The organism is Streptococcus sp. HSISS2 (assembly GCF_000448665.1).
GTDB lineage: Bacteria > Bacillota > Bacilli > Lactobacillales > Streptococcaceae > Streptococcus > Streptococcus raffinosi.
This window is the reverse complement of record NZ_CM002133.1, coordinates 2,036,504-2,060,817: the sequence shown is the minus strand read 5'-3', so window position 1 is coordinate 2,060,817 and position 24,314 is coordinate 2,036,504. Positions and strand designations below refer to the sequence as shown.

24 protein-coding genes and 3 pseudogenes are annotated in these 24,314 nt (G+C 38.6%); 19 read left to right on the top strand and 8 right to left on the bottom strand.

The features are described 5' to 3' along the window. From HSISS2_RS08960 to HSISS2_RS12240, 5 genes and pseudogenes are all read left to right on the top strand, one after another. A pseudogene (locus tag HSISS2_RS08960) lies at positions 1 to 194 on the top strand (multidrug ABC transporter permease/ATP-binding protein); the annotation flags it as partial. Further along, positions 187 to 1,932: an ABC transporter ATP-binding protein gene (locus tag HSISS2_RS08955; RefSeq protein WP_021146420.1), complete on the top strand. Its 1,746-nt coding sequence runs from the start codon at positions 187 to 189 to the stop codon at positions 1,930 to 1,932. The pseudogene HSISS2_RS08960 and the gene HSISS2_RS08955, both read left to right, overlap by 8 nt. A 158-nt stretch (positions 1,933 to 2,090) precedes the next feature. Further along, a complete protein-coding gene (locus HSISS2_RS08950) occupies positions 2,091 to 2,321 on the top strand; it encodes a bacteriocin class II family protein (RefSeq protein ID WP_021146419.1) in 231 nt (76 codons plus the stop codon). Between the two features lie 487 nt (positions 2,322 to 2,808). Beyond that, positions 2,809 to 2,976, top strand: coding sequence for a hypothetical protein (locus tag HSISS2_RS11395; RefSeq protein ID WP_021146418.1), 168 nt, complete (start codon positions 2,809 to 2,811; stop codon positions 2,974 to 2,976). Positions 2,977 to 3,305: 329 nt separating this feature from the next. Next, complete coding sequence (locus HSISS2_RS12240; protein ID WP_134981453.1) at positions 3,306 to 3,707, top strand: hypothetical protein; 402 nt, start codon at positions 3,306 to 3,308, stop codon at positions 3,705 to 3,707. Positions 3,708 to 3,793: 86 nt separating this feature from the next. On the opposite strand, the gene HSISS2_RS12020 is transcribed toward HSISS2_RS12240, so the two are convergent. The 3 genes from HSISS2_RS12020 to HSISS2_RS12010 form a co-directional block, all read right to left on the bottom strand. Continuing rightward, the gene (locus HSISS2_RS12020) at positions 3,794 to 4,543 is read right to left on the bottom strand and encodes a sensor histidine kinase (protein ID WP_013991120.1); all 750 of its coding nucleotides are present in this window, start codon (positions 4,541 to 4,543) and stop codon (positions 3,794 to 3,796) included. 580 nt (positions 4,544 to 5,123) lie between these two features. Next, positions 5,124 to 5,582 (bottom strand): LytTR family transcriptional regulator DNA-binding domain-containing protein, encoded by a 459-nt coding sequence (locus tag HSISS2_RS12015; RefSeq protein WP_240472026.1) that lies wholly within the window; start codon positions 5,580 to 5,582, stop codon positions 5,124 to 5,126. Beyond that, positions 5,573 to 5,878 (bottom strand): hypothetical protein, encoded by a 306-nt coding sequence (locus HSISS2_RS12010; RefSeq protein ID WP_240472024.1) that lies wholly within the window; start codon positions 5,876 to 5,878, stop codon positions 5,573 to 5,575. Before HSISS2_RS12010 ends, HSISS2_RS12015 begins: the two co-directional genes overlap by 10 nt. A gap of 242 nt (positions 5,879 to 6,120) precedes the next feature. Here HSISS2_RS12010 and HSISS2_RS11105 point away from each other — a divergent pair. The 7 genes and pseudogenes from HSISS2_RS11105 to HSISS2_RS11390 form a co-directional block, all read left to right on the top strand. Continuing rightward, positions 6,121 to 6,186, top strand: a pseudogene (locus tag HSISS2_RS11105) (ComC/BlpC family leader-containing pheromone/bacteriocin); the annotation flags it as partial. Between the two features lie 427 nt (positions 6,187 to 6,613). Then, on the top strand, positions 6,614 to 6,778 hold the full coding sequence (locus HSISS2_RS11095) for a bacteriocin transporter (protein WP_134981449.1): 165 nt from the start codon (positions 6,614 to 6,616) through the stop codon (positions 6,776 to 6,778). 277 nt (positions 6,779 to 7,055) lie between these two features. Next, positions 7,056 to 7,310 (top strand): Blp family class II bacteriocin, encoded by a 255-nt coding sequence (locus tag HSISS2_RS08920; RefSeq protein ID WP_002951792.1) that lies wholly within the window; start codon positions 7,056 to 7,058, stop codon positions 7,308 to 7,310. A gap of 260 nt (positions 7,311 to 7,570) precedes the next feature. Then, the gene (locus HSISS2_RS12130; protein ID WP_258380624.1) at positions 7,571 to 7,699 is read left to right on the top strand and encodes a hypothetical protein; all 129 of its coding nucleotides are present in this window, start codon (positions 7,571 to 7,573) and stop codon (positions 7,697 to 7,699) included. A 178-nt stretch (positions 7,700 to 7,877) separates the two neighbouring features. Further along, on the top strand, positions 7,878 to 8,111 hold the full coding sequence (locus HSISS2_RS08910; RefSeq protein ID WP_240472022.1) for a peptide-methionine (R)-S-oxide reductase: 234 nt from the start codon (positions 7,878 to 7,880) through the stop codon (positions 8,109 to 8,111). A gap of 17 nt (positions 8,112 to 8,128) precedes the next feature. Then, complete coding sequence (locus HSISS2_RS08905; protein ID WP_042767120.1) at positions 8,129 to 8,329, top strand: hypothetical protein; 201 nt, start codon at positions 8,129 to 8,131, stop codon at positions 8,327 to 8,329. 908 nt (positions 8,330 to 9,237) lie between these two features. Continuing rightward, positions 9,238 to 9,405, top strand: a complete 168-nt coding sequence (locus HSISS2_RS11390) for a hypothetical protein (protein WP_021146414.1) — start codon at positions 9,238 to 9,240, stop codon at positions 9,403 to 9,405. Between the two features lie 864 nt (positions 9,406 to 10,269). Here the strand turns inward: HSISS2_RS11390 and HSISS2_RS08890 are convergent. Beyond that, the gene (locus tag HSISS2_RS08890; RefSeq protein ID WP_021146413.1) at positions 10,270 to 12,537 is read right to left on the bottom strand and encodes a Xaa-Pro dipeptidyl-peptidase; all 2,268 of its coding nucleotides are present in this window, start codon (positions 12,535 to 12,537) and stop codon (positions 10,270 to 10,272) included. Between the two features lie 122 nt (positions 12,538 to 12,659). Here HSISS2_RS08890 and gla point away from each other — a divergent pair, with 122 nt between their 5' ends. Next, positions 12,660 to 13,526: an aquaglyceroporin Gla gene (gene gla, locus HSISS2_RS08885; RefSeq protein ID WP_021146412.1), complete on the top strand. Its 867-nt coding sequence runs from the start codon at positions 12,660 to 12,662 to the stop codon at positions 13,524 to 13,526. Between the two features lie 95 nt (positions 13,527 to 13,621). On the opposite strand, the gene HSISS2_RS08880 is transcribed toward gla, so the two are convergent. Then, entirely contained in the window at positions 13,622 to 14,080 is a 459-nt protein-coding gene (locus HSISS2_RS08880; RefSeq protein ID WP_021146411.1) for a CPBP family intramembrane glutamic endopeptidase, read from the bottom strand. Positions 14,081 to 14,465: 385 nt separating this feature from the next. Between HSISS2_RS08880 and HSISS2_RS08875 the strand changes: the two genes are divergently transcribed. The 3 genes from HSISS2_RS08875 to HSISS2_RS08865 all read left to right on the top strand — a co-directional run bounded on the left by HSISS2_RS08875 (position 14,466) and on the right by HSISS2_RS08865 (position 16,826). After that, on the top strand, positions 14,466 to 15,221 hold the full coding sequence (locus tag HSISS2_RS08875) for a CppA family protein (RefSeq protein ID WP_021146410.1): 756 nt from the start codon (positions 14,466 to 14,468) through the stop codon (positions 15,219 to 15,221). After that, on the top strand, positions 15,221 to 16,168 hold the full coding sequence (locus HSISS2_RS08870) for a serine hydrolase domain-containing protein (protein WP_021146409.1): 948 nt from the start codon (positions 15,221 to 15,223) through the stop codon (positions 16,166 to 16,168). Before HSISS2_RS08875 ends, HSISS2_RS08870 begins: the two co-directional genes overlap by 1 nt. A 109-nt stretch (positions 16,169 to 16,277) precedes the next feature. Next, a complete protein-coding gene (locus tag HSISS2_RS08865) occupies positions 16,278 to 16,826 on the top strand; it encodes a hypothetical protein (RefSeq protein WP_240472020.1) in 549 nt (182 codons plus the stop codon). 16 nt (positions 16,827 to 16,842) lie between these two features. Here the strand turns inward: HSISS2_RS08865 and HSISS2_RS08860 are convergent, their stop codons facing one another. From HSISS2_RS08860 to pflB, 3 genes and pseudogenes are all read right to left on the bottom strand, one after another. Further along, positions 16,843 to 17,295: a GNAT family N-acetyltransferase gene (locus HSISS2_RS08860; protein ID WP_021146407.1), complete on the bottom strand. Its 453-nt coding sequence runs from the start codon at positions 17,293 to 17,295 to the stop codon at positions 16,843 to 16,845. A 91-nt stretch (positions 17,296 to 17,386) separates the two neighbouring features. Further along, positions 17,387 to 18,169 carry a carbonic anhydrase gene (locus HSISS2_RS08855; RefSeq protein ID WP_021146406.1) on the bottom strand — a complete coding sequence of 261 codons (783 nt, stop codon included), beginning with the start codon at positions 18,167 to 18,169 and terminating at the stop codon, positions 17,387 to 17,389. Positions 18,170 to 18,438: 269 nt separating this feature from the next. Then, a pseudogene (pflB, locus tag HSISS2_RS08850) lies at positions 18,439 to 20,750 on the bottom strand (formate C-acetyltransferase). Positions 20,751 to 21,017: 267 nt separating this feature from the next. Here pflB and dinB point away from each other — a divergent pair. The 3 genes from dinB to HSISS2_RS08835 all read left to right on the top strand — a co-directional run bounded on the left by dinB (position 21,018) and on the right by HSISS2_RS08835 (position 24,149). Beyond that, a complete protein-coding gene (dinB, locus tag HSISS2_RS08845) occupies positions 21,018 to 22,127 on the top strand; it encodes a DNA polymerase IV (RefSeq protein ID WP_021146403.1) in 1,110 nt (369 codons plus the stop codon). Between the two features lie 100 nt (positions 22,128 to 22,227). Further along, positions 22,228 to 23,118, top strand: a complete 891-nt coding sequence (locus HSISS2_RS08840) for a hypothetical protein (protein ID WP_021146402.1) — start codon at positions 22,228 to 22,230, stop codon at positions 23,116 to 23,118. A gap of 248 nt (positions 23,119 to 23,366) precedes the next feature. Beyond that, on the top strand, positions 23,367 to 24,149 hold the full coding sequence (locus HSISS2_RS08835; RefSeq protein WP_021146401.1) for a tol-pal system YbgF family protein: 783 nt from the start codon (positions 23,367 to 23,369) through the stop codon (positions 24,147 to 24,149). Positions 24,150 to 24,314: the final 165 nt, after the last annotated feature.

The window sequence follows — 24,314 nt, the reverse complement described above, 5'->3', positions numbered from 1 at the left end:
GCAAGGACAAGACGACTATCATTACCGCCCATCGTCTCAGTGCGGTGGTGCACGCTGATCTTATCTTAGTCATGCAGGAAGGTCGCATCATTGAACGTGGCCGTCATGAGGACTTGCTATCCCAGGGTGGTTGGTATGCCAAGACCTATGAGTCTCAACAGTTAGAAATGGAAGGAGGAGAAGTCGATGCCTAATCAAAACCAATGGTCTGTGTTTAAGCGTCTCTTGACTTATCTCAAGCCTTACAAATTCTTGACCTTTCTAGCTTTGACCTTCCTCTTGTCCACAACGATTATCAAGAGTATCATTCCTCTAGTGGCTTCTTATTTTATTGATCACTATCTTCATGATATGAATCAGGCGGCAAGCTTGATTCTGATTGGTTACTATGGTCTTTATCTCTTGCAGACGCTAGTCCAGTATTTGGGAAATCTCTTTTTTGCGCGCGTGTCCTACAGTATTGTCAGGGATATTCGCCGAGATGCCTTTGCCAATATGGAAAAACTGGGGATGTCCTACTTTGACAAAACTCCAGCAGGCTCTATTGTTTCCCGCTTGACCAATGATACAGAGACTATTAGCGAGATGTTCTCAGGGATTCTGTCTAGCTTTATTTCGGCTATCTTTATCTTTGTGACCACCCTTTATACCATGATGATTTTGGACATTCGTCTGACAGGTCTGATTGTTCTCTTTCTTCCTTTGATTGTTCTTTTGGTTAACCTCTACCGCAAAAAATCAGTGGTTATTATTGAAAAGACCAGAGCCTTGCTTTCAGATATAAATGCCAAATTGTCAGAGAGTATCGAAGGGATTCGCATCATTCAGGCCTTTAACCAAGAGAAACGCCTCAAAAAAGAGTTTGATGCCATTAATGAGGAACACTTGATTTACGCCAGCCGGTCCATGTCACTGGATTCTCTCTTTCTACGCCCAGCCATGAGTTTATTGAAGCTTCTGGGCTATGCTGTTCTCATGGCCTATTTTGGCTACCGAGGTATCTATCTGGGCATCACAGCGGGGACCATGTATGCCTTTATCCAGTACATTAACCGCCTCTTTGATCCCTTGATTGAAGTGACGCAGAATTTTTCAACCTTACAAACCTCTATGGTCTCAGCAGGTCGGGTCTTTGCCTTGATTGACGAGCGTACCTATGAGCCTGAACAGAGAGACACAGATGCCAAGGTTACCGAGGGGAATATTCGCTTTGAAAATGTCTCCTTTTCCTATGATGGTAAACACCAGATTTTAGATGACATATCCTTCTCTGTCAATAAAGGTGAGACCATCGCCTTTGTCGGTTCTACAGGTTCCGGAAAATCCTCTATTATCAACGTCTTCATGCGTTTTTATGAGTTCCAATCAGGACGAGTTCTTCTTGACGGTGTGGATATTCGTGATTATAGTCAAGCAGAGCTGCGTAAGAACATTGGTCTTGTCCTTCAGGAACCCTTTCTCTATCATGGTACAATCAAGTCCAATATTGCCATGTATCAAGATTTAACTGATGAAGAGATCAAAGCCGCTGCTGAGTTTGTGGATGCCAACCACTTTATTGACAAACTTCCAGAAGGCTATGATGCTCCAGTTTCCGAACGAGGTTCAAGTTTCTCAACCGGTCAACGTCAGCTTCTAGCCTTTGCTAGGACCGTTGCTAGCCAGCCTAAAATCTTGATTTTGGATGAAGCGACAGCCAATATTGATTCGGAGACAGAGGCTATTGTTCAAAACTCTCTAGCAAAAATGCGTCAAGGACGTACAACCATTGCCATTGCCCACCGCCTATCGACTATCCAAGATGCCAACTGCATCTATGTCTTAGACAAGGGCCGCATCATCGAACACGGTAGCCACGAGGAGCTCTTAGCCCTCGGCGGCACCTACCACAAGATGTACAGCCTACAAGCAGGCGCAATGGAAGGGGCGTAAGCTAATCTAGACCATAGCTTCTATATTCGAAAAGGTTTCTTAAAAATCAAAATCGAGTAGTGACATTTATGTCACTACTTTTTTCTTGGCCTACAACTTATAATAAAACCATAGCTTGAGAGAAAAAGCTAAAAATAATATTTTAGGAGGTTGTTAGAATGACAACACAAACAATGAACAATTTTGAAACACTCGATCTCGAGTCACTTGCAAACGTTGAAGGTGGTGGATGTAGCTGGGGAGGTTTTGCTAAACAAGGAGTAGCTACAGGAGTTGGTAATGGTTTACGATTAGGTATCAAAACACGTACTTGGCAAGGTGCTGTCGCAGGAGCAGCTGGAGGTGCTATCGTAGGGGGTGTTGGTTATGGAGCAACATGCTGGTGGTGATGGATTATGTTTGATTTGAAAAGTTATATTTTAGGGATGGTTTGCATGGCCTTGATGACTTTTTGGATAAGCCTATTATGTCATTGCTTGAAAAACACAAATCTACCAATTCCATTAAAAAGAAATCTTAATTGAGATACCTTGTCAATTGCTAGTCTGTGAATAGCTTGTGAATAGTGGTTGAAAACTTCGATATAAAAGAAGAGGTATTTGTACTTATGACTAAAAAACGTCTAGTGTCTCTAATGATGTCTATGGGCTTCATCCTTGTTGCCTTACATAACTTGGGAGAAAAACTGAGTTTTGGACTTCAATGCCTAAATCTTATTGGGTTATGTCTTTTTCTCTTTCTTATGTGTACGATTATCAAGGATATAAAATCAGACAAGTAGTGACATTTATGTCACTACTTTTTTATCGGCTTCCAATCTATAATAAAATTCATAGCTTGTGCACAGATAGCTAAAAACACTTTAAGGAGAAAAGTATGTTCAAAAGCTCAAAACCGTATTTACTGGCTACCATTCTCATCGGAATGGGCCTTGCTAATCTATTTAGAAGTTTGGATGCAGTCCACCATACCATTAACTTGTTGGGGCTAATCTTGCTTCTTTATAGTCTGCTTTTTAAAAAATGGGCACAGTTTAAAAAGTAACTTGTGGCCCCTTTGAACGTGAGGTGCTTGCAAATGCTTATTTTTGATGTTCCCGAAGTAAAATTATTCTTGCTAATGATAGCGGAAATTGTATTATATTTGATTGCTTATCTTTGTAATAGAAAGAACAAAGATATGTATATTCGCTTATTTAAAATATCAGTGCTAATGACGCTATTGTATTACGTCTCCAGTAGAATTTAGTTGCTAAGGGCTTTCTTGAGATCTTACAGCAGTATAAAAAAATACAGAAAGGAATATAGTTAAATGTAATAGCTTATTCAGTTTACAAGACTGACTGAGGTTATTCATAGCTTAATTGTTTTATCATGAAGTTAAAGAATATTAGTTCAAGAGTATTGCGATTTTCTAGGGTCGTCACTGCTGTACTGGCAGTTTTCCTTATAAGTACCAGTATTTCTCTCTACAAAAGCAAGACCTCTCCAGAGATTTGGTTAGCAGTCGGAGCACTAGCTTTAGTAGTCATTTTTGTTAATGGACTGCTCTACCGTTTGCTTAAGAAACGTCCAGATTCAGTAAATCCGTTAACAATACGGCAGTCCTTCATTGTCTTTCTTGTCATCTCATTTCTTGTGCTTTGTGTAGAGTTTTACACATTACTAACATTCAGTGATACCACAGACCGCATAGTACTAGCCGTATTAATGCTTTTGTTAATCCTCTGTGATTTTCTAGCTTACTTGCAAGTCAAAAACTATTTTAAACAATAAATGATTTCACTTGATTATTCTGTAGGTAATCTAGAAGATACTTTCATAAGTAGTAAGATGGAGCAACAGAAAAAGCTTGAAACTAGTCAAGCCTTTTTCGATATATTAAGTTCCTGTGTAAATGCAAAAGTCATACTTTCAGTTTTTAAAGAAATATTTTGATAGTTGTCTAATATATTCCTAACGTTGGCCAAACCTATACCGCGATGATCCCCTTTACTGGAGACACCTCTCTCAAAAAGTGATGAGATAGGAATAAATTCTTCCTGGGTTGAGTTTTGGACAATAAAGATTTGCTTATTACCATGATTGAAGTAGCCAATATGCATTTTTGGTATGTCAGACTGAATCGATGCTTCCATCGCATTGTCTAGAAAGATAGATATTACAGTAATAAAATCGACCATCTCCATACCCTCGAGTTTGATAGTTTCAGGAATATCTAAGGAGATATCAATGTTATTTTCTTCTGCCTCTAGGAACTTAGCTGCAAGTAGGCTTTTGATAGTGTTATCTTCTATGTTTATTAAGCGAGTTAAATCAAATGTTTTCGATTTTAAATGCTTATCGGAATCTTTTAGAACTGAGTCGTAGACTTCTTTTACAATAGCCATATCATTTTGATCGATACCAAGTTTGAGTGTTGTTAAAATATTGGCATAATCATGACGAAAACTTCGAACCGACTGATAGAGGTTTTCAATCTGTTTGTTATAATTCGTAAGATGCGATAGTTGAATATCTTTTTGAAAGTCCAACTGACTTTGTATTGTTGCTCGGATATTTCTATCTAAGAAGATAAGCATGATAAAGAACAAGACTAGATAAATAACCACAATTAACTTCCTGATTATCAGAGTGGATGTATGAGTAGTGTTTTCGAGGTAGACGAGATATTGCTGGGTAAATGTATAAGCAATCATAATGATATCAGCAATAATAATACTCTTTGATATGAGAGGGGCTAATCGTCCTTTTTGTATAACTCCAAAGCTTTCCTTGAATAATTTTATTAAAAGAAAGGATAGTAAAATAGTTAGGAAAGAAGATGAGACAGCTATAAGATAATTAACTTTTATTGTTTCAACACTGATTCCAAACAAAGGAAATATAAAGAAAATGATTACTCTAAAACTGATATTATTAAGAGTTGTGGGGAGAAGAGCATTGAATATTTTAAGCTTTGATTGTAAGTAGGTCTTTCGTGATATAAAAAAAGATAATAAAAGATAGAATATTTCTTCGTTAAAGTAGAATAAGAATTTCCAGGATAGACTGTTACATATTTTGGTATATGCTATGCGACAAAATAAGATAATAAGAAAATGCCCAATTGAAACTCTTTTGTTTATTAAGTAAAGAAACAGGCAAATATTGAAACATTCAGAGACAACAGTAAGCAAAAATAAAAAATAATCATTGAAGGTTCCTTCTTTTAAAAGTATCCATCAGCATTTTAGCTTTGGTACGTGAAAAAGGACAGATACTACCATCAGTCATTTCGACTTCACGTTTTAATTTGTTGATTCTTATAATGTTGTTAGGGTTAATGAGATACGAACGATGGCAAGATACGAGTGAAGGACTAGCTTTTTCAAGGTCCTTTAGATTTGCACGAAAGGTCATTTGATTGTTTGTACCATGGAGTATCACATAATGCTTTTGCGGAGAAGTTTCAATATAGATAACTTGGTTTAAAGGGATGTGAATAGCTGTATGTTGTGTTTGAAAATCAAAAATCTCGTCATTCTCTATTCCAAGTGGTTTCATAGTTATAGCTAAAGCTCTGGTTATCTTTTTCCTAAATTCTATTTCAGAGAGACTTTTATCGATATAGTCTAGGGCAGATACTTGGTAATCAAAAACTAGTGGCATAAACTCTGAGTGGGTAGTGACAAAGATAATAGTAGCGTAGGGATTTTTTCCCTAATGATTTTAGCAATATCGAGCCCTTTTAATTTTTCTCCCTTAATTTCGATATCAAGAAAAAAGAGCTGGTTAGAAGTTGTTGAATCAATCGCTTCTATAAATTGCTGAGGCTTATCAAAGGTGTGTACAATAGATAAGTCTTTATTGTATTTTTTAACTCTTGAGACAATACCATCTCCAGTCGTCCTTGTTGAATGAGATTGTCCTCTAAAATATAAATTTCCAAGGGGAGCTTCCTCCATCTTTACTAGCTGTAGCTTTTCTGAAAATATTCATAAATTATGTAATAGTATATCATAATATGACTTAGTTATACAATGAGATGAAAATAAGATTAAAATATCATGTGATATTTATAGTATGAATTTACCATTCGGGACATATAGCCACTTTTTGGGACGCTAGCTCTGATAGAGACACTTGAATGCTATACTAAAGATGTAATTGAGAGATCACACGATAAAAATTTTAGGAGGTAGTTGCCATGGCAACTCAAACAATTGAAAACTTTAACACCCTCGACCTTGAAACACTTGCTAGTGTTGAAGGAGAACAACAATGACACATAGAGTTTCAAAAAGGGATATAGTGCTATTTGTCATTGCCCAAGTAGTTAGCATATCCTTACTGGTACTTTTTTTAGTCAATTACTTCATAACTTATCATCCGTATTCCAATTGGTCTACATCGTAGCAGCCCTCTTAGTGGTTGTGGTTGATATATTGCTCATTCGAAAAATAATGACAAGAAGAGAAGAACCAACTGTGTTAAATCAATTAAAAGCTTCCCTAGCTTGTTTCTTGTTACTGACACTTAGTTGCCTTCGTTTTTTGACAACAGATTTCTATTATCAAAAAGTTATCGCTATATTTGTAGGTTTTTTTCATTATTGGGTTTCGTACTATTTTTATGGGGCATCAAGTATATCAACCATAATATAGAGAAGTAAGTAATTGACAAAATAAGGAGTATAAGCAATGTTTATAAAATTAACTCATAACGACCTTGAAGTAATTCAAGGTGGTGCTGTTTGTCTTATGCCAAATGTGAATAACAAGGAGGGTGACCCCCTTGAGATAGGTGATACAAATGAAGAAATACCTAATCATTTTTTCGACTATTGCGATGATATATTTATATAGCAAAGTACTATTGTCATCAGGAAATATCTATCAACTTTTGTTAGCATCAATAGGATTCTTTTTCTTTTTATTTGGAGTCTATAGGCAGTATAGAAAGAATTAGTTAAAGCTTTTTCAATAAGATATGGACTGAATCAAAAATGATATTCAGTCTTTTTTTTACTACTCGGGACGTATAGCCACTTTTTGGGACGCTAGCTCTGATAGAGACACTTGAATGCTATACTAAAGATGTGATTGAGAGATCACACGATAAAAATTTTAGGAGGTAGTTGCCATGGCAACTCAAACAATTGAAAACTTTAACACCCTCGACCTTGAAACACTTGCTAGTGTTGAAGGAGGTGGATGTAGTTGGAGAGGCGCAGGTGGAGCGACTGTTCAAGGAGCTATCGGAGGAGCTATCGGAGGAGCGTTTGGAGGTAATGTAGTTTTACCAGTTGTAGGCTCAGTTCCTGGTTATCTAGCTGGTGGTGTTCTAGGTGGTGCAGGTGGTACTGTTGCCTATGGAGCAACCTGCTGGTGGAGCTAATCTATGGTATATTTTATTATAGGTTTTGTTGTTGCTTTGTTAGGTAATATCTTTTTCAACAAGGTCAATAAAAATAAATATAAAAAATCATCTTGAACATATACGGGTATTTTCATAACAATTTTTAATAATTTGTTTATAAGATAGTGTTATTTTCTTTGAACAAATAGTTTATTTTTATGTAGATGGGGAGTTAACTAATGATTACAGAACTAACATATAACGATCTTGAAACCATCCAAGGTGGAGTATCTTGTATTATGCCTAGAACAAATAATAAAGCTGGTGGTAGCTACGACCCCTTTATAGACGGTAGGGTATCGCCACCTAGATATCGAAGTGGTGAAGCCTATCCCATGGTATATCTTCCTATCTGTGTTCTTATGTAGGAAGTTGAAATCAAGGTTCTTATTCGATAATGACTATTAAGATCACTTTATCATCTTAAAGTGGTCTTTTATATTTTTTACCGTTCGGGACATATAGCCACTTTTTGGGACGCTAGCTTCCAAACAACTCCCCGAGTGCTATACTAAGGATGTGATTGAGAAATCACTTAAGGAGGTCTTGTCATGGCAACTCAAACAATTGAAAGCTGTAACACTCTTGACCCCTTCAACACTTGCTAGTGTTGAAGGGGGAAAAGTGGATTGGGGACGTTTACTAAGTGGGGCTAGTGGTGCTGCTGAGGGAATTTATTTCTGTGCCGCATCAGGTGCTCCACTCTTTACGCTTGCATCTTATGCTATTGTAGGGTGTGGAGTTGTCGGAGCTGGTCTTGGTTATGCTTTCCCACATTAATTAAAAATTTACTAATCATGAAACTACAAAATAATGCAGTAGCATTACAGTTATTAAGACTAGGTAGTGCTGCAATAGTTGTTCTTCTCATTAATTTAGGTTTTTACCTTTATGAGAAAGAGACTCCGGTATGGGTTCTGTTTGGATTAGGCTTGCTTACTATATTTGTAGGAGTGATCAACATTATTTTTACCGGTTATCAAAAAAACAATCAGTAACAAAAAGCTATTTGACGCTAAAACAATCATTTGGTATTTTCCTTAGTGTTTCATTGTTTGTCTTGTGTGTCGAGTTTTTCAAACTACTAACACTAACGGACTTTACGGATAGCATTGTATTATTTATTTTAATGCTTTTATTGATTTTATTTGATATTCTTACTTATTTTCAAGTTAAAAATATTTCAAAAGGTAAAAGGTATCCATACTCATGACCAAAAAACGTCTAGTGTCTCTAATAATGTCTATGGGCTTCATCCTTGTCGCTGTACATAATTTGGGAGAAAAACTGAGTTTTGGACTTCAATGCCTAAATCTTATTGGGTTATGTCTTTTTCTCTTTCTTATGTGTACAATTATCGAGGACATAAGGTCAGACAAGCAGTGACATTCATGTCACTACTTTTTTATCTCAAGCTATAATAAAATTCATAGCTTGAGATAAAAAAGCTAAAAAATAATATTTTGGAGGTTATTAGAATGACTACACAAACAATTGACACTTTTGAGACACTCAACCTTGAGTCATTTGTAACCGTTGAAGGTGGTGATGGATTATGTTTGATTTGAAAAGTTATATTTTAGGGATGATTTTCATGGCTGTGATGAGTTTTTTTAGATAAGCCTATTATGTCATTTCTTGAAAAACACAAAACTAACAATCCCGTTAAAAAGAAATCTAAATTAAGATACCTTGTCAATTGCTGGTCTGTGAATAGCATGTGAAAAATGGTTGAAAATTTCGATATAAGAGAAGAGGTATTTGTAATCATGACTAAAATACGATTATCAAGTACATAAGGTCATGCGAGTAGTGACATTTATGTCACTACTTTTTTTCGGATTCCAGCCTATAATAAACTCATAGCTTGTGCACAGAACGCTAAAAACACTTTAAGGAGAAAAGTATGTTCAAAAACTCAAAACCGTATTTACTGGCTACCATTCTCATCGGAATGGCCCTCGCTAATCTATTTAGAAGTTTAGATGCAGTCCACCATACCATTAACTTGATGGGGCTAACTTTGCTTCTTTATAGCCTCTTTTTTAAAAAATGGGCACAGTTTCAAAAGTAACCTTTGAATACTTTGAACGTGTGAGGTGCTTGCAAATGCTTATTTTTGATGTTCCCGAAGTAAAATTATTCTTGCTAATGATAGTGGAGATTGTATTATATTTGATTGCTTTTCTTTGTAACAGAAAAAACAAGGATATGTATATTCGCTTATTTAAAGTATCAGTACTAATGACGCTACTGTATTACATCTCCAGTAGAATTTAATCGCTCTCGAGTTTACTAGTGATAGCAATGGTTAAACCAAGTATGAAATAGAGAAAGGAATAGATTTAAATGTAATAGCTTATTCAGTTTACAAGACTGACTGAGGTTATTCATTCATAGCTTAAGTGTTTTATCATGAAGTTAAAAAGTATTAGTTCGAAGGTATTGCGATTTTCTAGGGTCGTCACTGCTGCCTTGGCAGTTTTCCTTATAAGTACTAGCATTTCTCTCTACAAAAGCAAGACCCCGCCAGTGACTTGGCTAACAGTCGGAGTGTTAGCTTTTGTAGTTATTTTAGTAAATGGACTGCTCTACCGTATGCTTAAGAAACGTCCAGATTCAGAGCATCTATTAACACTAAAGCAGTCCTTCACAGTCTTTCTTGTCATCTCATTTCTAGTGCTTTGTGTAGAGTTTTACACATTACTCACATTCAGTGATATGACAGACCGCATAGTGTTAGCCCTATTAATGCTTTTATTAATCCTCTGTGACTTTCTAGCTTACCTTCAAGCCAAAAAATATTTTAAATAATAAATGATTTTGCTTGATTATTCTGTATGAATCGTAACAATTGAAGCCTAAATCTTGCTTGTTTCCACACAATGAAAAATTCCCATGGGACTCATCATCCTATGGGAGTTTTTTGCGATAAAGATTAATAAGGCAATGTCATTTGACTTTGGCTTAGGTCCACAGTCACTTCATAGTCACTATTATCACGAATAGTGTGCTCGAAGTCTGTAGTATAGAGAACGAGTCGGAGTTTGTCGCCCTTGTTGAGTTTGTAGATGGTTGGTTGTAAGTCCAAACCGATAGACATCCATTCATTTGGTGTAACATTCTCAATGGTAAGAAGGTCTTTACGATTTTGCAGGTTAAGGTGTCCTTTGGTAATGACACGGTATTTGGCCTGCTTGAATGGCAATTCACGTAAGGCTTCCTCCTTGAAGAGACGGCCGTTGTCTAAATTCATGCGTTTGAGTGCGGGAATAGGTGCTAAATATTTCTTGTCACCCATTTCCAGAACCTGAGCCGAAATAAGACCACGGTTTGTGCTAGATTTGACCTTGAGCTCTAGGTGGACACGACCATTAATCTGTATGTCTTGGTCCAGTTCAAAGTCCAAGGTAATGGCGTTGGCTTTGTCTGCAAAAAGGTCATCCTTGAAGCTTTGGTATGCTTTACCGTATTTGGCAAAGGTTTCCTCTTCATAATGGTTAGCGATACTAGCTTCAGTCTCATCAAGCTGAATGTGTTTACCATTGTAGTGCCCAAAGGTATCGAGAACTTCCCAGGTCTGTTCAGACTGGTTGTTTTGCCAGATAACAGTAGGCAGTGTGTAGCCATTATCTAAGCCAAGGAGTTTCTGACAAATCAAGGCATTCATACTTTCTCGGAAGTCAATAGACTGCCAAGCATTCATGTAAACGTGGGCACCATTGTGGAAGAAGAGGTGTTTTTCAAGAGAGTCTGGAAGAGCATTGAACATTTGATAGACGTTAATCGGTTTGACGTTCCAATCCTGGCTACCGTGTGTAAAGACTACAGTAGCTTTGACACGGTCTGCGAATTGGACATAGTTGCGGTCATGCCAAAATTGGTTATAGTCCCCATGCTTACGGTCAATAGCCGTGCTTAGCTCCTTAAGGTAGGTCTCATAATCTTTTTGGTGGCGTAGGTATTCTCCAGCTAATAGGGCACGAGAATAGGTGAATTCAGTCAAGGTATCGAGATCCTCACCAGGGTAGCCTCCAGGGCTGACGAGGAGCCCATTTTCACGATAGTAGTCGTACCAGGAAGAAATACCTGCTTCAGCGATTACCATCTCCAAACCGTCAACGCCAGTTGTAGCAAGGGCGTTGGACATGGTACCCAAGTATGATAGTCCAGTAGTAGTCACTTTACCAGAAGCCCAATCTGCAGTGATTGTATGCTGTCTGTTGCAGCTAGTAAAGGCGCGTGCACGACCATTGAGCCAGTCAATGACAGCTTTATAGGCCAGAACCTGTTGATAGTCTCCGGAGGTCATGAAACCTTCAGAATTGAAGGTACCGACACCCGATACATAGATAGAAGCCACGCCACGAGCCAACATGTAATCATTGAGCGTGTAGGTATCTGTGTGAGCAAAACGCTCCTGAGCCTTTGTGACAGGATTGATAGGCGTAAGGTCTGCTTCAGGTGCCTTGATTTCAGGGTGGCTAAGAGAGATATCACCAGCTGTTTTGACGAGCAAGTCTCCCTCCATCTTGTGGGTGAGCTTATCTGAAGCAGGTTCATTAGTCCCTTGTTGATAAGGACTTGCGGTCATCATGGCTGGAACTGGGAAGTTCACATTAGGGCGTAAGATAGTTACTTTGACCAAGTCTAGCTGCCCATCTTTGTCGGTATCTACTGGTGCTTCCACATAAACCACCTCACGGTGAAGTTGGTTAGTGTCAAATGTAGCCAAGCTCTTACCATTAAAGAAGACGTAATCATTACTTACAGGGATTAAATCTTGGGCTACCAACTGATCAATTAAGGTATTGCCAGACTGTGTGCGTGTCGCCAACAATTGATGCAGGTTATTAAGACTACCATCAAAAGTGATTGGGAAGGCCATTTTCTCTAGGAAAGCCGCACTGTCTGTAAAGTCTACATTAGGGACAAATCCTAGCAGTTGAAGAGCTACCAAACCAAAGACGTCAGCAGTCAAAGGACGGTCTGATTGGAAGAAGGTTAGGAGGTCAGTCTCCCCATCAGCAATCCAATTTTTCAAAGCTAAGTCGGTGTCTTCAAAGAAGAGGAAGGACTTACGAACAAAGGCTTCAAAATTATCCTTGGCACTAGCGTTTAAAGAGACTTCAAAGCCCAAAGAACGGAGTTCCTGACAAGCCATTTCAGGACTTACTGGGATGTAACTAAACTGATTAAATTTCATACTTTAAAACCTCAAAAAAGAATACGTAAACATTTCAGAAATATCTTTACATCAGACATTATACTTGATAAAATGATAGATGTCTAAATTATTGTAAAATGTGAAAGGAAATAAAGAGACAAATGAATGATTTTCTAAAAGAAGCGCTCAGTCATGATTGGATTATAAAGTACATCACTGAGTTTATTGGGACAGCTTTGATGGTTGCACTTGGTAATGGTTCGGTTGCCAATGTTGAGCTTAAAGGGACTAAGGGTAATAAGTCTGGATGGCTTGTTATTGGTTTTGGTTATGGTTTTGCGGTAATGATGCCAGCACTTATGTTTGGTGATGTTTCTGGTAACCACATCAACCCAGCCTTCACAATTGGTCTTGCGGTTGCAGGTATCTTCTCTTGGGTAGCCGTTCCAGGTTACTTGATTGCTCAACTTCTAGGAGCTTTCGTTGGTCAAGCTATCGTGGTTTGGGTTCACCAACCTTATTACCTTCAAACTGAGAATCCTAACAACATCCTTGGTACTTTCTCTACAATCTCTGCTGTTGATAATGATGATGAAACTCCAGAAAATCACAAACGTGCTTGGCTTAATGGTTTTGCCAACGAGTTTGCAGGTTCATTTATCTTGTTCTTCGGTGCGCTTGCTATGACAAACAACTATTTTGGTCATAAGTTGATTGCACAAGCCACACAACTTGGCTATGATAAAGAAGCTATCGCAGGTCAAATGGCTAATGGGGCACTTGCGGTTGCCCACATCGGTGTTGGTTTCTTGGTTGCAGCTTTGGTTATTTCATTTGGTGGTGCAACAGGTCCAGCTCTTAACCCAGCCCGTGACTTGATGCCACGTCTTCTTCACCACCTCTTGCCAACATCAGTTCTTGGTGAACACAAAGGTGATTCTAAATGGTGGTATGCTTGGGTTCCAGTTGTAGCTCCAATTGTTGCGGCGATTTTGGCTATCTGGTTGTTCAAATCACTCTACCTTTAATAATACTTAAAAATCTGAAGTTTAAGCTTCAGATTTTTTTATGCTTAAAATATTGAAAGTAATAAAAAACTGAGAAAATATTCTCAGTCACATCGTCACATCGGATTAGTCATTACTAGAATGGTAGCACCTAAGGTGTAAAGATTCCATAAAACATGAAGTGTGATACTTGCAGATAAGTTCTCTCTTTTTTGGTAGACCATAGAGAGAGCCAAGCCCATTCCGATATAAAGAGTGAGGTAGGCAAGATTAGTTGGCATATGAAAGAGACAAAAGAGCCCAGTGCTGACTAGCACAGCTGTTTTCGAATAGGGGGCCAACCAGGTGAAAATCCACTTGCGAAAGAGGATTTCTTGGAGGAAGGCTGTCGTCATCATACCAATCGCTACAGGTAGGATAGGAATTGTTGTGAGCGTCTTTTGAAGTTCTGCATGGTAGTTGGTATGGGTCAGTAACATGAGGTTACTTCCGATGAGTTCCATCAAGAAGATAATGGCAAAGCCCCAGATAATGGCTTTAATATCCTTTCGATTTAAGCTAAAGTTGTGAATCATACCCTCACTCTTAGCCCAGAGATAGGTAAGGTAAAAATGATAAGATTGATAGCAATGATTCCCCAGCTTTCAGGGTTCGTAAAAGTCAATCCAGTCTGACTATTGTAGGAGGTCATCAGACTCAAAGCAAAGTTTGGGATAACAATCATTAGCATTAAAAACAAACCTTGATAGGTCCGCCTAAATACTATGTGATTAACGAGAATTTTCATACTCTCAATTATACCCTAAAATGAGGAAATAGCTACTCAAAAAGTGAATAAACTATAATGTTTTTCACAATTTATGCGAAAGAAAGTGAAAAAATTACAATCCTATTTTTTCTTTGGAAAATCCTTGTCACACAGCCTCTTTTTGGATAAAATAGAAAAGAATGGAGGTTGTCATGACGCAATCAGGGAATTTTAAGTTTCACACACCAATCTTTCGTGTGAATAACAGACAAGAAAATATTGAGTTTTACCAAAATACACTAGGATTTAAACTATTAACAGAAGAAAATGCTCTTGCCGTCTTCACAGATTGGGCAGACCACCAATCACTCTTTGTGATTGAAGAGTCTCCAGCTTACCGTTGCCGTGCAGTTGAAGGCCCTAAGAAAATTAATAAAGTGGTTATTAAGGTTTCAGATCCACTTGAGATTGAGTACCTTTTGGCGCGTGACGATCACCAAGCCAAGGCTATTTTCCAAGGGGAAAATGGTTATGCCTTTGAAACAGTTTCACCGGAAAATGGTCTTATTTTGATGCACGCTGAGGATGACTTGTCAACGCTCAAGACAATCGAGTATGCAGATGTTGAAGAAAATGAAGACTTTAAAGGTGTTTCAGACTTTACCGTTCAGTCCTTGACTCTGAATGTTGTGGATACGGTTAAAGCAGCCTTCTTCTATGACAATCTTTTTGGTGAAGAACTACCTTTATCTATCCACTTTGAAAAGGCAGAAGGTCCTGACCTTCAAGTAACTCCTGATCAAACTTGGGATTTGGAAATTCTCGAGTTTAAGGTAGCAGAAGACTATGACTTAGTTGCCTTGCATGATAAACTTGAAGAGGAACAGTTCTCAAGTTACTTGGATAGCAAAGGACACCTACTTGCGTTGACTGATATGAGTAATATTGAGGTTTGGCTAACAAAATAATGACTGATTTTCAACAAACATTAGCAACAATTACAGACTACATCAAGGCTGACATCTTTCCGGGTGCCAGCCTTGCCCTTTATGATGGAAAGACTTGGCAGGAGTACTACCAAGGGACTCAAGATGGCTATGTTCCAGTAGTTCCAGGTCTCACCTATGACCTAGCCAGTGTATCCAAGGTGGTTGGGGTTGGGACCCTCTGTCTTTTCTATCTGCAGGCCGATAAATTGGACTTGGATGAGAAGCTGTCAACCTACTACCCTGTAGTAGAAAATAAGACGTTAACATTACGTCAACTCTTGTCTCATAGTAGTGGGATTGATCCTTTCATTCCTAATCGTGATGAATTAGATCAGGAGGGTTTGATTGCTGCTATAAACGCCATCAAGGTTAGGGATGATAAACCTTTCTTGTATACCGATATTAACTTTATTCTCTTGGGGCTGATGCTAGAGGAATTGTCTGGACTAAGTCTGGATAAGCTCTTTGACTCCGAAGTTTTTCAACCCTTTGGTATGTCTGAGACACAGTTTGGGCCAGTTGGGATTGCTGTTCCGACGGTTAAGGGCATTCCGGGCGGAACTGTTCACGATCCCAAAGCTCGTGTTCTTAAAGAGCACACAGGGTCAGCAGGTCTCTTTTCAACCCTTAAAGACTTAGAAATTTTTGTTAATCATTATTTGAAGGATGATTTTGCTAAGAATCTGACGAAAAATATCAGCCAATCCAAGAAGGAACGTAGTGTCGCTTGGGACCTCCAAGGAGATTGGATTCTTCATACTGGTTATACAGGGACCTTTGTTCTGATTAACATCCCAGCTCAACGTGCGGCGATTTTCCTAAGTAATCGTACCTACTACAAGGATGAGAGAGCTCAATGGATTAAGGATAGAGATGCCTTGATTGAGATAATAAAGGAAGAGTTGATCAGTGAAGCGGTCAAGTAGGCACTCCAAGGAAAGAAAGCTTGTCTCTTGCTTTCTGAGTCTGCTCTTTTGCATACTTAATGGGAGTAATCTCTTCGTCTGTGGTATGTTTTTTGTAGTGATAGAAGGCTTGTTAGCGTTTGATAAAGATTCCTTTTCTTTATCTTCTTTTCTATTTTTAAGTATAGTGTCCGCTGTAACCGCTTCTTCCTATATTTTGATAAGAGAGCTACTATACAAACTGATTCATTACCTTGGTTATCGTGCCCAACCTGATTTGAAAGTCATTCGTATGAGAAGAGGGCTTGATATTTCCTTTCCTGTATTTGAAAAGTACGGTCAAGACTATAGGTTACTGTATAAGAAGCGTTTCAAGAAACTTCAAATAGGGTATTTGCTGATATGTTTAGGATACTTTAGTGGACTTAGTCTTATAATGATCATCTGTACAGTCCTATTGAGAGGAGTGTTCGAGCTCCTAGAACTAGAATCAAAACTGTCATCTTCTGAATATAAACAATTTCTTGGTTTTTTGGTCTACATGGGAGTGTTTGTCCTTCTTTTTACAGGGCAGAAATACTGGAGAAAAATCGTAGAGGCTTTAAAGAAAAGAGAAAATGTGACAGTGCTTGCTGTCGAGCATGGTTATCCGATATTTGCGACAAAAGAAGAAGCTTAAGCAGTTGCTATACTGCTTAAGCTTTTTTACTTATTAAGGATTTTTCAACAGTAATATGTTGGATTCCAGCTTCTTCAAAGATTTGACCGACTTCTTGATAGCCATTATTAAGGTAGAACTTAAGTGCCCCGAGTTGAGCATGGAGAGAAATAGATTTAAAGCCCTGTTCTTGGGTAAAATCTTCAGCCTCTTTTAGGAGGATGCTCCCTAGCCCTTGACTTTGGTAGGCATCAAGCACAGCCATGCGTTGGAGGGTGACCTGAGTCAAATCCTTGTTGGGCAGTAAGCGCACGGTTGCAGCAGCCTGACCCTTATCATCATAGAGGACAAAGTGAATGCAGTAGGCTTCATTGGCATCAATTTCGATGGAGCGTGGGACTCCTTGTCCCTTAACAAAAACAGTGTTTCGAATGGCTACGGCATCTAGGTAAGTTTCTGAAAGTGTATCTCTTGTATGTTTAATGATCATAGGGTCATTGTAACAAAGCTTATAGCTAATCGTCAATGGAAAAAAGCTTGATGAGAAGAGGGGACAGGGACATCAAGCTTTCTGTAAGACTTTATTCTTTGATTTTTCGACCGTTTGTTTCTTGGATAGGACGATTATTTTCAAATCCAAGGGTTTGTGTGAATTTTTCTACCTGTTCCTTGCTGACAGTTTCTTGGTTTTTGAAGACAATCCAATTAACACCTTCAGTACATGGTGGGGTTGTTAAGGAGCCTTCAAAGTTGTAGTAGCCTTTGTCTTCAGGATAGAAATCATCTAGTGAGATAGGCTGAGACAACTCAGTTTCAGTATTAGCAGCCTGAGGCATCTTATCCCAGATTTGTTTCAAGGCTTGGTTTTCATCCCCATAATTATAGAGAACAGAGACAACAGTGATTTTGCCAGTATCGGTTTTGTAGACGAAGTGTCCTTCAAGAGGATAGGTTTTGCCGTCAATTTCATTTTCACTGGGTGCGTGAAAATGAAACTGTTGCAATTTATAGACATCATCACCAATCGTTAGACTATTCTTGGGATTTTTAAAGCTGACTTCAATCGTATGACCATTGTTTTCAACTTGGCCTTTTGATTCTTGATTATGAAGGTTTAGTTCTGGAAGATCGACATCTTCAGCTCCTGTGATATTGATTGGAGATTGTTCTTTACCATTTTTGCTGAGTTCATAATCTTTGGAGAGGTCACCCCAATGTTCAGGACCAGTTGCACCAGTATACCCCCATGGAACATCTTTGGATTTAGAGGTTTCAGTGTCAGTCTTGGATTGGCAGGCTACGAGTAGAACGGCACTAGCCATGAGTGATAGTACTCCAGTTAAGGTTGAACATTTCTTAGTCATCTTTCCTCCTTGTTGTCCCTAGTCCCATCACAAAGAGCTATACTTGTCATTAGTAAGGTCTCTTTATTGTGACAGTAATTCAGGCTGATGTAATGATAGCTCTTCTGAGAAAGAAGTGTTTGGAAATTCCAAACGGAAATGCTTATATTCTATAGCTTATCTAATAAAATGTCAATATATATTATAAATTAGTTATAATAATATGATAAAATAACATGATTTTTATAAAAATAAAAGAACTCGCACTAGCGAGTTCCTTATTATTTAGCTTATCCCAAAGCATCGTCCATTGAAAGAACTTCGTGGAAGACACGTTGAGTCAATTCAGTTTTTTGTTCTGGAGTGAGGTATTTAGTGTTTACACAGTAACCAGAGATACGAACGATAACGTCCTCACCATTCATAATCTTTTCGTAAACGTCTGACAAGTCCATAACGTTCAAGTTAACGTGTTGTCCACCGTTTTCGAAGTAACCATCAAGGATTGTTACCAAGTTGTCGACTTGTTCGTCACGAGTTTTACCAAGAGCACGAGGTGATACTTGAGTTGTCAATGAGATACCGTCAGCAGCATAACCGAAGTCAAGGCTAGCAAGTGAGTTCAAGTTTTGCAACCATCCACCTTTAGCTTTGTTAGATGGGTTAGCACCTGGTGAGAAGAATTCAAGTTTAGACAAGTTCACTGAACCATCTTCGTTGAGGTATACCCCTTTGTGAACTGGAGAGTTACCAGTTTGTTTAGAGTAAGCAACGTTAGAAGTGATTGTAAGAAGTGAAACTGTAGCTTCTGCATCTTTGTAGAGTTTGTGGCTACGAAGACGAGTAGTGTAAGCTTCAATCAACCATTCTGCCAATTCGTTTGAACGTGGGTCATCTTCACCCCAACGTGGGTATTCACCGATTGTTTCGTAGTCGTAGATGTAGCCATCTTCGTCACGGATTGGTTTAACTGTAGCGTATTTGATTGCTGACAATGTATCAACAGTATTTGCGAAACCACAGATACCGAATCCCATGTTAGCACGTTGTTTAGTTGGCAAGAAGGCCATTTGAACAGCTTCGTAGTTGTACTTATCAGTCATGTAGTGGATGATGTTAAGGGCATCTACGTAAGTATCAGTCAACCAGTCAAGAGATTTTTCGAAGTTAGCTTTAACAGTGTCAAAGTCAAGAACTTCATCACGGATTGGATCGATATCAAATACTTTGTAGTCTTTATGAACATCGTCGTAACCACCGTTCAAACCAGTAAGAAGGGCTTTAAGTACGTTAACACGAGCACCGAAGTATTGGATGTTGTGACGTTGTTCTTCGTTTTCTGGGTCAAGTGGTGATACACAACATGAGATACAGCTCATTTCACCGTATCCGTCTTTAGCCATAGTAGTTACACCTTCGTATTGGATAGAAGAGTGTTTGTGGCTCATGTGCATACAGTAACGACGGAATGAGTAAGGCAATTTGTCAGTCCAAAGAACTGTCAAGTTTGGTTCTGGAGAGTTACCGATGTTGTCAAGAGTATTCAAGAAACGGTAGTCCATCTTAGTAACACGGTGACGTCCGTCAGCACCCATACCAGCCATAGAAGTTGTGATGAATGTTGGGTCACCTGAGTACAATTGGTCGTAAGCTTTTGTACGAGCAAACTTAACTGTACGAAGTTTCATAACGAAATCATCAACGAATTCTTGGATTTCTGATTCAGTGTAAGTACCACGAGCAAGGTCACGTTCTGCATAGATATCAAGAACGATTGGCACACGTCCAAGAGATGTAGCGGCACCGTTGATCACACGACATACTGCCATGAAGGCGATGTTTGTCCATTGGATAGCTTCTTTAGTATCGAAGGCTGGGCGACGAACATCTACACCGTAAAGGTCACCAAGGCGAACAACGTCTTGAAGTGCTTGATATTGAAGGTTAACTTCTTCACGAAGACGGATTGTTTCTTCGTCGATTTCTTTGATAGCATTCCAGTCGTTAACTTTTCTTGCATCAAGTAGTCAGCACCGTAAAGGGCAAGACGAGCATAAACCCCGATGATACGTCCACGTGAGTATGCATCTGGAAGACCAGTAACTGTGTGAGCGTGACGTGCACGACGGATGTTTGAAGTGTAAGCACGGAAGATACCATCGTTAACTGTAGTTACGTATTTTGTGAAAATTTCGTGTACAGCTGGATCTGGTTCATAACCGTGTTCTTTCAAAGCAGTTTCCGCCATACGGATACCACCTTTAGGCATGAAGTTCAATTTGAAGAGCTCATCATTTTGGATACCATAGATAAGTTCATCTTCTTTTGAAATGTATCCTGCGTCAATGTCAGCGATTGAAGTTGGACGAGTATCCATTGGGAAGCGTCCTTCAGCTTCATAGCCAGCTTTAGTTTCATCTACAATTTTTTTAATTTTTAGAGAGCGTTCAGTTGGTCCTGCAAGGAAGCTTTCGTCACCATCATAAGGTGTGTAGTTTGCTTGAACGAAACGTGAAACGCTAGCTTTTTCTTTCCAGTCAGTTCCTTTAAAGCCTTCCCACGCTTTTTCAAAAACATCTGTGTTAGTTTTAACCGTTGCCATAGTTTGGATCTCCTATAATTCTAGTAACAAAATCATCTGTTACATTCTCTAGAAGTATTCTATCACACAGTAACCGCTTACACAACTTTAAAACTGCGTTTTTAGTGACATTCTTTTATAATACAGTTTTGAAAACAACAAATCTGTATTATAAATTTCTGTTTTTTGGTAGATTTTGGTATCATAAGGGGAGAATGCTTTGTAGTCCCAAAGTTTTATGTGAAAAGCTTTACAATGAGATAAATCTGAGAAAGGAGGCAGGGAGCCATGTTAGAGTTTCCTTTAATAAATGATACCAGTCGGAAAATCATCCATATTGACATGGACGCCTTTTTTGCTCAAGTCGAGATGAGGGATGACCCCAGTCTTAAGGACAAACCGGTTATTATCGGTCACGATCCTAGAAAAACAGGGGGACGTGGTGTGGTATCAACCTGTAATTACGAGGCTAGAAAATATGGTGTCCATTCAGCCATGTCTTCTAAGGAGGCCTATGAACGTTGTCCCAATGCTATCTTTATCTCAGGAAATTATAGCCATTACCGAGAGGTAGGGATGCAAATTCGTGAGATTTTTAAACGCTATACCGACTTGGTAGAGCCTATGTCTATCGACGAAGCCTATCTTGATGTGACGATAAATAAGCTTGGTATCAAATCCGCGGTTAAGGTAGCCAAACTTATCCAGTATGACATCTGGCAGGAACTTCACCTGACTTGTTCAGCAGGCGTTTCCTACAATAAATTTATCGCCAAACTAGCTTCTGATTTTCAAAAGCCTGCTGGTTTGACGGTGGTGCTTCCAGAGGAGGCTCAGGAATTTTTGGAAAAGCTCCCTATTGAAAAGTTTCATGGAGTAGGTAAAAAGTCAGTTGAACGTCTTCACGACATGGAAATATACACCGGTGCCGATCTTCTGAAGATTCCTGAGATGACGCTGATTGATCGTTTTGGACGCTTCGGATTTGATCTCTTTCGTAAGGCTAGAGGGATTTCCAATAGTCCTGTCAGGCCCAATCGTGTCCGTAAATCTATCGGAAGTGAGCGAACCTATGGCAAGCTTCTTTATAATGAAGATGATATCAAGGCTGAGTTGACAAAGAATGCTAGACGGGTGGCTGAAAGTGCCAAGAAAAATAAAAAAGTTGGTCGAATCGTTGTCATTAAGGTCCGTTATTCGGATTTTTCGACCTTAACCAAGCGTATGACCTTGGACAAATCAACCCAGGGTTTTGAGGCCATCGAAAGGACTGCCCATACCATTTTTGACCAACTGGAGGAAAATAGTAGTGGTGTTCGCCTGCTCGGTGTGACGCTGACGGGTCTGGAAGATCAAGAAGGCAGGCAATTGGACCTAGATGATTTGGAGTCATTATAATAGTAGAGTTTTGATTTTTTCTTTTGGAAAGTGACCTTGAAGAATCATCAGACCTATGCTATCTTAAATAGTAACTAAAAGAAATGAGGGAATAATCTTAATGAAAAAAGTTCTTACCTATTTAGGACTGATTCTGGCAGCTTGCTTGCTTCTCGTAGCTTGTGCTTCCAATAAGCCAGCTGAGAAGAAAAAAGCGACACCAACTCCGACAGAACGTGCCAAGGCTGATGCGACAGTTTTAATTGATACTATGCTTGGAAAATCTAGTAACGGTTTTTCAAAACTCTACGGTGAAAATTACGAAGCCTGGACTGAAACGAAAGTCTTTGAAAAACAAGTTGCAGATACTATCGAAGAAAAGGGGTATACACCGGAAGACAAGTATACGTTTAAATACATTGAAGGTTATGATGCTAAGACACCAACCCAAGTGCTTTCTAAGTTCCTCAAGGTCCGTCGTAATATGATTGGTAAGATTCAGGACTATAAGCTGAAAGATGTCAAAGTTAAAGGAAATGAAGCGACAGTTACCTTTACTTCACGCTCTGTTAGTGCCTATGGTGCTGCAGCTGCTGTTCGTACTCTCCTTATGAGTCTCTATGATAACGACATTGACAAGTTGAAACAGTGGAATCAAGCTGATAACAACGATGTAGAAAAAGGTAAAGCCAAAGATCTCACAACGAAATTCCTTTATGGTGAAAACTTTAACGGCGATTTGACACAATTTAAGGATATTGATAAAGAAATGGCCTATACACCTTTGACAGGTGCTGATGATCTAGAAAAGACCTTCAAGCTAACCAAAGATGATGGGGGTAACTGGACTATTTCTGTAGAAGATTATAAAGAGCTTGCCGAAGCCTTGGTTGACCATGATGAATCAGGAAGCAGAGCTGTTTACGCTGAACGCATCCATAAGAATTTATCAGATTATCAACCTGAAGACAGTAGCGACTCAAGCAGTAAGTCATCAGATAAGGATAAGTAGTGTTTTAGCACAAATTGATTTTATCCATCACCACCCCAGCCTCTCGCTGGGGTTTTCTAATACCTAAATCCTAATAATTTTGTCCCTCTCATAATGTCATGAAAGCTTATTTTCCATGCTATAATGGATATTGTAGTCTTTATTCAGAATATTTTGATAAATGATTTGTCGAGTATTTTGGAAAGAATAGGTTGTGACAGCAAACTCTCATCTCTCGATGACAAAGATGTATAAGGACAATATTGATAATGAATTTAACTAATACTAAGCATGAAGATATTTTCAAGAGAGTTTATGCTTTCAAGCTAACTATACTTATTTTAGGAATAGCTATTTTTTGTCTTGCAACATATAGTTACTTAGCTGATAACTTAGTGCTTCTCTGCTGTTGTGCTGTGTTGATGTATTTTCTTTTGGCATTAAAGATTTATGCAAATTATTTGATTACTTCTCAAATGAGGGAGATTCTATTTACTCTGACTGAACTTGATAAGTATCAAAAATATTTTGAATATGCTTATCGTCATACATTTAAACAGGATAAAAAAGCAGTACTACAAGAATCCTACCTAGCAGATGCTCAGTATCACTATTTTCGAGGAGAATTTGATCAGTCCTTGCAGTCACTGAATGAAATTAATATAAAAAAGGCGAGGTGGAAGCGACGCAAAGTATTGTTAACAAGCCTTTCCTACTATCGTATACTTAACAAAATTAATCAAAAAGATTTTGCTGATTTTGAGGATAGCCTTGCCTTGTATCGCAAAATGAAAGGTAAGAATGTTCCAGAACGTTCTGCAAAATTGTTAGCTATCTATAGGGTTGTTTCAGGTCAACCGACTGATTATTTTGAGAGGCTAGCACCAAAATATAAGCTTTACCAAATTGAAGCAAAGTATTACGCTGGTCTCAGTTATCTCAACCAAAACCAACCCGAAGAAGCCAAAGCCTGCTTCCAAGAAATCGTAAACGAAAATCCAGAGCTCTTTTACGTGAAAGAGGCTAAGAAGTATTTGGAAGAGACGGTGTAGTTATCGCTAGAGTTGTCACATGAGTGGCAGCTTTTTTCTATCTTGTTATTTATCCCCTTCCTCCTATAATCTTTATCTATCACCTCTTAGTTTTTTAGTATTAGACGACTAGGGGTGAAGGTGGTACACTACTATCAAAAACTATTGAAGAAAGTATCGAGGATT